A 6,544-nucleotide genomic window follows, 5' to 3' on the forward strand; every position below is an offset into this window, starting at 1 on the left:
CTTTGCGCGCGCACACCTGACTGACAGTCAATGCAAAGGGCTCGTACCCCGGTCGATCGCGCGCAGCCACTGTTTGCAACGCCTGAACTGTATCTACCACCACCAACAGCGCATCCCTCGTCAGATCGGGCCGTGCAGGATGGCCGCCAGGACGTTCAAAGATGATTTTGAACTGATCCGCGCCAGCCAACATCGGCCCGGAATTGATTGCGAATGTGCCACCCCCCATGTTCGGCCCGTTGTGAAGCGCGAATACTTGCGAGATATCGAATTGCTTCATGATCCCAGCTGCAGCCATCAACAAGTCGCCGCCGCCAAGCTCTTCCGTCGGCTGGTAAATCAGCGCCACGCGCCCCCTGAAACGCCGCGTCTCGGCCAAATGCCTCGCCGTCCCAAGACGCATCGTCGTATGCCCGTCGTGGCCGCATCCATGCATATATCTAGGCGTTTCGCTGGCATGCGCCGCGCCCGTCGCTTCAGTGCTTGGCGGCGCATCCATGTCCGCGCGCAGGCAAATCGTTGGCCCCGCGCCCTGCCCGCTGATGATCGCCACCATCCCGGTCTGGGCAATACCTTCCTGCAGCTCATCCACCCCAAACGACCGCAACCGCGCGGCCACATAGGCCGCCGTCTTGGGCAGCTCCAAGCCAAGCTCGGGGTTAAGATGCAGCCAATGCCGCCATTCCTTCATGTCGTCGGCATACCCTGCAAAACGATTGATGACAGGCATGTGGACTTTCTTCGAGTTTGTGTAACAAGTCGAGAAAGGGTTTCAAAAGCAGGGCCACGAAGCAATGACCAACGAACGCGATCCGATCTTTGAGACCGCCGACGGTTTGCCCCGCCTGATCGAGGTCATGCGTCGCTTGCGAGATCCCGAAGCGGGCTGTCCGTGGGATATAGAACAGGATTTCGCGACGATCGCGCCTTATACCATTGAAGAAGCATACGAGGTTTCCGACGCCATCGACCGCAAAGACTGGCCCGAGTTGGAAGGCGAATTGGGCGATCTTCTATTGCAGGTCGTCTACCACGGCCAGATGGGGGCCGAGGCCGGGCATTTTGACGTCAACAGCATCGCGCGCCGTGTCACCGCCAAGATGGTCGACCGTCACCCCCATGTCTTCGGCTCTGAGACACGCGATAAAACAGCGGACGACCAGAAGCGTGACTGGGAAATCGCCAAAGCACGCGAGCGTGCAACCAAAGGCGCGCAAGGTGTACTCGATGATGTCGCCCTTGGAATGCCGGCGCTTTTGCGAGCGGTGAAGTTGCAAAAGCGCGCGGCACGCGTGGGCTTTGACTGGCCCGATGCCGGTCATGTGCTTGAAAAAATCACTGAGGAAACGCGCGAACTGGTCGAGGCGAACGACAACGCCGACCCCGAACATACACACGAGGAATTTGGCGACCTTCTGTTCGTCATGGCTAACCTCGCCCGGCATCTGGACGTCGACCCCGAACATGCCCTTCGGGATGCAAACGCCAAATTCACGCGCCGCTTCAAACAGATAGAGAGCGCGCTAGACAAGGAAGGCCGTCTCCTCGAAGACAGCAACCTTGAGGAAATGGACGCTCTTTGGGATGCCGCCAAAGCGCGCGAGCGTAGTGAGATTAGCTGAATCAACCAGCGGAATATGTCCGATGGAAACACTCGGACATATTGACCTGACTAAAATAGTCAGGTTTATTCTATCTATCAAGTTTGACCGTTTGGAGACCTCAAAATGCGTTTACCCGTTTTTGTACTCGCCGCCACCGCTTTGGCCCTTCCTGCCTACGGCGATGAGGTGAACATCTATTCCTACCGCCAACCCGAGCTGATCCAACCGCTGTTGGATGCATTCACAGCCGAAACCGGCATCACGACCAATGTCGCATACGTTGACAAAGGTTTGGTTGAGCGTCTGAAGGCCGAGGGCCGCCGCTCGCCCGCCGATATTATCCTTACTGTCGATATTAGCCGTCTGACAGATGCCAAAGAAGCTGGCGTGACACAGACCGTGGACAGCGAAATCCTCGACGGCGCTATCCCGACTGCCTTGCGTGATCCCGAGGGCCACTGGTTCGGCCTCACTTCCCGCGCGCGCATCATCTACGCCTCAAAAGACCGCGTCGGTGAAGGCGAGATCACCACTTATGAAGACCTCGCCGACCCTAAATGGGCAGGCCGTATCTGCACCCGCTCAGGCACACACGTCTACACATTGGGCCTGCTGAGCGCTGCAATTGAACACAACGGACTGGAAGCCGCCGAGGGCTGGCTGAAGGGCGTTAAGGCCAACCTTGCCAAAGACCCCGAAGGCAACGACCGCGCACAGGTCAAGTCGATCTGGGCTGGTGAATGCGACATCTCGCTGGGCAACACCTATTACATGGGCGCCATGCTTGAAGATGCGGAACAGGCCGAGTGGGCCAACTCAGTCCGCATCGAATTCCCGACTTTCGCGGACAACGGCACAAGCCACGTCAATGTCTCCGGCGTTGCTATGACCGCAAGCGCTCCAAACCGCGACAACGCTGTCAGCTTCATGGAATTTCTCAGTTCACCGGACGCACAAGCCATCTACGCCTCTGTTGTCTACGAGTACCCGGCCTCCCCGGCGGCAAAGGCATCTGAACTTGTTGCAAGCTGGGGTGACTTCACCCCCGACGACACAAACCTTACCGCTATCGCCAGCCATCGCGCGCAAGCCCTGCAAATGGTCGAGCGCGTCGACTTTGACGGTGGCGCGGGTTCGGGTGGTTAACGTCACGAGAAAGTCCATCTTGCCTCGCTCTGATGCTGGACAAGCAGACGGGGCGCCGCCAAGGTCCAACTCCGCATCCGGAGAACGACATGTCAGCGCCCCGTAAAATCATCATCGACACCGATCCCGGACAAGACGACGCCGTGGCGATCTTGCTCGCCCTTGCATCACCGGTTGAAATCGACGTCCTTGGCGTTGTGGCGGTCGCAGGCAACGTGCCTTTGCCGCTTACCGAAAAGAACACTCGCATCATCTGCGAGCTGGCCGGACGCCCCGATATCCCGGTCTTTGCGGGTTGCGATGCCCCAATGGCGCGCAAACTGGTCACTGCAGAGCATGTGCACGGCAAGACAGGGCTAGATGGCCCTCAACTGCCTGAACCGACAATGCCGCTGCAAGCCCAGCACGGCGTCGACTACATTATCGAAACTCTGCGCACAGAACCGCCCAGCACAGTCACACTTGTGCCCATCGGCCCGCTAACGAACATCGGAGTCGCGTTCAAACGCGCGCCTGATATTATCGAACGTGTGCAAGAGATTGTGCTGATGGGTGGGGCGTATTTCGAGGTTGGAAATATCACTCCCGCCGCTGAATTTAACATCTACGTCGACCCAGAAGCCGCTGATATCGTGTTTAAATCTGGCGCAACTATCACGGTCATGCCCCTTGATGTGACGCACAAGGCCCTGACCAGCGCCAAGTGGATCGCCGACATCAAGGCGCTTGATACGGATGTCGGGCGCATGGTCGCCAGCTGGACAGACTTTTTCGAACGCTTCGATACCGAGAAGTATGGCTCCCAGGGAGCGCCCCTGCACGACCCCTGCACTATCGCCTATCTGATCAACTCCGATCTCTTTCAGGGCCGCCACATCAACGTCGCGATTGAAACTCATTCCGATCTGACTTTGGGCATGACCGTCGCAGACTGGTGGCGTGTCACAGATCGCCCGGCAAATGCGATGTTTATGGGGTCTGTCGACGACAAGGGCTTTTTCGACCTGCTAACCGAACGCCTGGCCCGACTGTGAGCCTTCTCCACGCGCCGGACCCCGCCTGGCCCGAAAGAGCCGCGCAGGAAACCGAAGCGCTACTCGCGCCTATGGGCGGCCTTGTGGCGGTGTATCACATCGGCTCCACCTCCGTTCCTGGCCTTCCTGCCAAACCCATCATTGACCTTCTGCCGGTTTTCGCAGAAGCATCGATCCAAACCTACGCGCAAAATGCCCTTGAGGCCTTAGGCTGTGAATATTTGGGGGAATTCGGGCTGCAGGGGCGCAGTTATGTCCGCAAGAATGATCCCGAAACCGACGCGCGCCGCCCCCATGCAGACGGTTATGTTGACGGACACAAAGACATCACGCGCCACCTTGCCTTCCGCGACGCGCTCCGCGAAAACGCAAGCCTCCGGGCGGCCTACACTTCCGTTAAGCCGCTTGCAGCCACCCGGAAGGCGGAGCGGCGTATAGCGAATGCAAATTCGACTGGATCAACAAAGCAGAAGCCCGCGCTTTGATCCGCGTCACAGAAAGCCCGACATGAGCCAAATCCTTCACCTCGCCACCACCGCCGACACCGACAAACTGGAACCGATGATCGCGGCCTATCATGCGCTTGAAGGCATCCATTCTGACGAAGACCATCGACGATCCGCGATCACTCCGCTTCTTGAGGGCTCGCCCCATGGTGCGATCTGGCTGATTGGCCCGAAAATGTCACCCGTGGGCTATATCGCCGTCAGCTTCGGTTGGTCCATCGAAATGGGCGGCCTCGACGGCTTCATCGACGAGTTGTGGATTCGCGAGAAGGTCCGCGGCCGTGGCATGGGCAGCGAAGCGGTCCTCACCCTGATCAAGTCCCTCAAGGGCGCGGGTCTTATGGCGCTTCACCTTGAAATCGGCCCCGACAACACGCGCGCCGAAACGCTCTATAGGCGCCTTGGTTTCACCCACCGCGCTTTCAACATGATGACGTGGACGGCCTGAATGCCTATCTATTGCCCATGAGCCTCGATTTACCCTTCGACAACAGTTACGCCCGCCTCGACGAGCGCTTCTATACGAAGATCGCACCCACGCCGGTCAAAGACCCGTCGCTGATCACCTTGAACCGCCCGTTAGCAGCAGAGTTGGGTCTCGACGCAGACGCGCTTGAGACGCCCGATGGCATCGCGTTCTTGGCTGGAAATTCTGTCCCGGCTGGCGCCGACCCCCTTGCGCAAGTCTACGCAGGCCATCAATTCGGTGGCTGGTCGCCACGACTTGGAGATGGCCGCGCGGTCCTCTTGGGCGAAATTGTTGCTCCAGACGGCCAACGCTTTGATATCCAACTAAAAGGCTCCGGCCCCACACCCTATTCCCGCATGGGCGATGGCCGGGCATGGGTCGGACCGGTTTTGCGCGAATACATCGTTTCCGAGGCCATGCACGCCCTTGGCGTCCCCACTACGCGCGCCCTCGCTGCCGTCGCCACGGGTGAAACTGTATTACGCGAGGCACCCTATCCCGGCGCCGTCTTGACGCGCGTTGCCGCCAGCCACATCCGCGTCGGCACATTCCAGTATTTCGCCTCGCAGAAAGACACAAAAGCCCTCGCAGCACTCACTGAACACGCTATCTCGCGCCATGATCCAGAAGTGGACGGAGCCCTTGGCTTCCTCGACGGTGTCATTGACCGCCAGGCGAAACTTATCGCGAAATGGATGGGCCTCGGCTTTGTCCATGGCGTGATGAACACCGACAATATGACGGTTTCTGGTGAAACTATCGACTACGGCCCCTGCGCCTACATCGACCGATTTCATCCCATGCAGGTCTTTTCCTCGATCGACCAACAGGGCCGATACGCCTATGGCCGCCAACCCGAGATGGCAATGTGGAACCTCGCGCAACTCGCCACTTCGTTGCTGCCGTTGATCGGCGAAGTCGAAAAGGCGCAAGCCAGCCTCGACCGCTTCCCCGATCTGTACCGCACGGCGTGGCGCAATGTATTCCGCGCTAAAATCGGCCTGAAAACAAAGGCCGAAGACGACGACGGTTTGATCAACGGTCTGATCGATCTGATGGCACAGGGTCAGGCCGACTTCACAAATACTTTCCGAGCACTTGGCAGCCACAAAGCCCGCGACGAATTTGTGGATCCGTCAATCTATGACGATTGGGAGCAGCGCTGGCGAGACCGGCTCGAAACCGAGGGCGCAAGCCCCGAAGATCGCGTGGCCGAACTGCAAAGCGTGAACCCCGCCGTGATCGCGCGCACACACCGCATCGAGCAGGCCATTCAAGCCGCTGTCACCGGCGACCTTGCACCGTACAAGCGTCTCAACACGGCCCTAGCAACGCCCTTTGCCAACCCCGGAGAAATGGAAGACCTCACACGGCCACCTTTGGAAGAAGAAGTCGTGCCTCAGACCTTCTGCGGCACCTGAACCGGCCGGCTAATCAATATCAAACTGGCCGACACCAAAACCAGTGCTACCAGCACGGGCAGTCCCAAAGCTTCATCCAAAAACAGCCAGCCGAAAGATAGGCCGAAAACCGGCGACCGGAAACTGAATGCTGCGACGATTGCGGGCGGATAGACCAACAGCAACCAAAGCCAAAGCCAAAGTGAAAAGCCAAAAGTCACAATTACCACGAACTGAAACGCCAGCCCCCACAAATGGATCGGCTGTACATCACTGATAAAGCGGCAAAAAAAAGGGTGCCGCTATCATAAAGATCAGCGCCGAGACAAATACTTGCCAGACCAACTTCCGGTCGGGTGCGACGTCCTTCCGGCCGGTCCACGCC

8 protein-coding genes are annotated in these 6,544 nt (G+C 58.6%); 6 read left to right on the forward strand and 2 right to left on the reverse strand.

The annotated features are described in order from the left end of the window. The coding region (locus AC221Y_RS18235) for an amidohydrolase (RefSeq protein ID WP_486707958.1) at positions 1-730 on the reverse strand (730 nt) is incomplete at its 3' end. A 64-nt stretch (positions 731-794) separates the two neighbouring features. On the opposite strand from AC221Y_RS18235, the gene mazG reads away from it, so the two are divergent. The 6 genes from mazG to AC221Y_RS18265 all read left to right on the forward strand — a co-directional run bounded on the left by mazG (position 795) and on the right by AC221Y_RS18265 (position 6,180). Further along, complete coding sequence (gene mazG, locus AC221Y_RS18240) at positions 795-1,622, forward strand: nucleoside triphosphate pyrophosphohydrolase (RefSeq protein WP_486707959.1); 828 nt, start codon at positions 795-797, stop codon at positions 1,620-1,622. A gap of 105 nt (positions 1,623-1,727) precedes the next feature. After that, on the forward strand, positions 1,728-2,750 hold the full coding sequence (locus AC221Y_RS18245) for a Fe(3+) ABC transporter substrate-binding protein (RefSeq protein WP_486707960.1): 1,023 nt from the start codon (positions 1,728-1,730) through the stop codon (positions 2,748-2,750). Positions 2,751-2,839: 89 nt separating this feature from the next. Further along, the gene (locus tag AC221Y_RS18250) at positions 2,840-3,784 is read left to right on the forward strand and encodes a nucleoside hydrolase (RefSeq protein ID WP_486707961.1); all 945 of its coding nucleotides are present in this window, start codon (positions 2,840-2,842) and stop codon (positions 3,782-3,784) included. Further along, positions 3,781-4,269: a GrpB family protein gene (locus AC221Y_RS18255; RefSeq protein WP_486707962.1), complete on the forward strand. Its 489-nt coding sequence runs from the start codon at positions 3,781-3,783 to the stop codon at positions 4,267-4,269. The genes AC221Y_RS18250 and AC221Y_RS18255 overlap by 4 nt, the downstream gene beginning before the upstream one ends. A 22-nt stretch (positions 4,270-4,291) precedes the next feature. Further along, complete coding sequence (locus AC221Y_RS18260; RefSeq protein ID WP_299752468.1) at positions 4,292-4,738, forward strand: GNAT family N-acetyltransferase; 447 nt, start codon at positions 4,292-4,294, stop codon at positions 4,736-4,738. A gap of 17 nt (positions 4,739-4,755) precedes the next feature. Beyond that, a complete protein-coding gene (locus AC221Y_RS18265; RefSeq protein ID WP_299752465.1) occupies positions 4,756-6,180 on the forward strand; it encodes a protein adenylyltransferase SelO in 1,425 nt (474 codons plus the stop codon). Here AC221Y_RS18265 and AC221Y_RS18270 read toward each other — a convergent pair. Then, a complete protein-coding gene (locus AC221Y_RS18270; RefSeq protein WP_486707963.1) occupies positions 6,159-6,413 on the reverse strand; it encodes a hypothetical protein in 255 nt (84 codons plus the stop codon). The genes AC221Y_RS18265 and AC221Y_RS18270 overlap by 22 nt on opposite strands. Between the last annotated feature and the right edge of the window lie 131 nt (positions 6,414-6,544).

The sequence above is a fragment of the Boseongicola sp. genome (assembly GCF_057460485.1).

Bases quoted from the DNA above. Each gene is read 5' to 3' on its own strand.
- mazG (WP_486707959.1), top strand. From the start codon at position 795: ATGACCAACGAACGCGATCCGATCTTTGAGACCGCCGACGGTTTGCCC.
- AC221Y_RS18245 (WP_486707960.1), top strand. From the start codon at position 1,728: ATGCGTTTACCCGTTTTTGTACTCGCCGCCACCGCTTTGGCCCTTCCT.
- AC221Y_RS18250 (WP_486707961.1), top strand. From the start codon at position 2,840: ATGTCAGCGCCCCGTAAAATCATCATCGACACCGATCCCGGACAAGAC.
- AC221Y_RS18260 (WP_299752468.1), top strand. From the start codon at position 4,292: ATGAGCCAAATCCTTCACCTCGCCACCACCGCCGACACCGACAAACTG.
- AC221Y_RS18265 (WP_299752465.1), top strand. From the start codon at position 4,756: ATGAGCCTCGATTTACCCTTCGACAACAGTTACGCCCGCCTCGACGAG.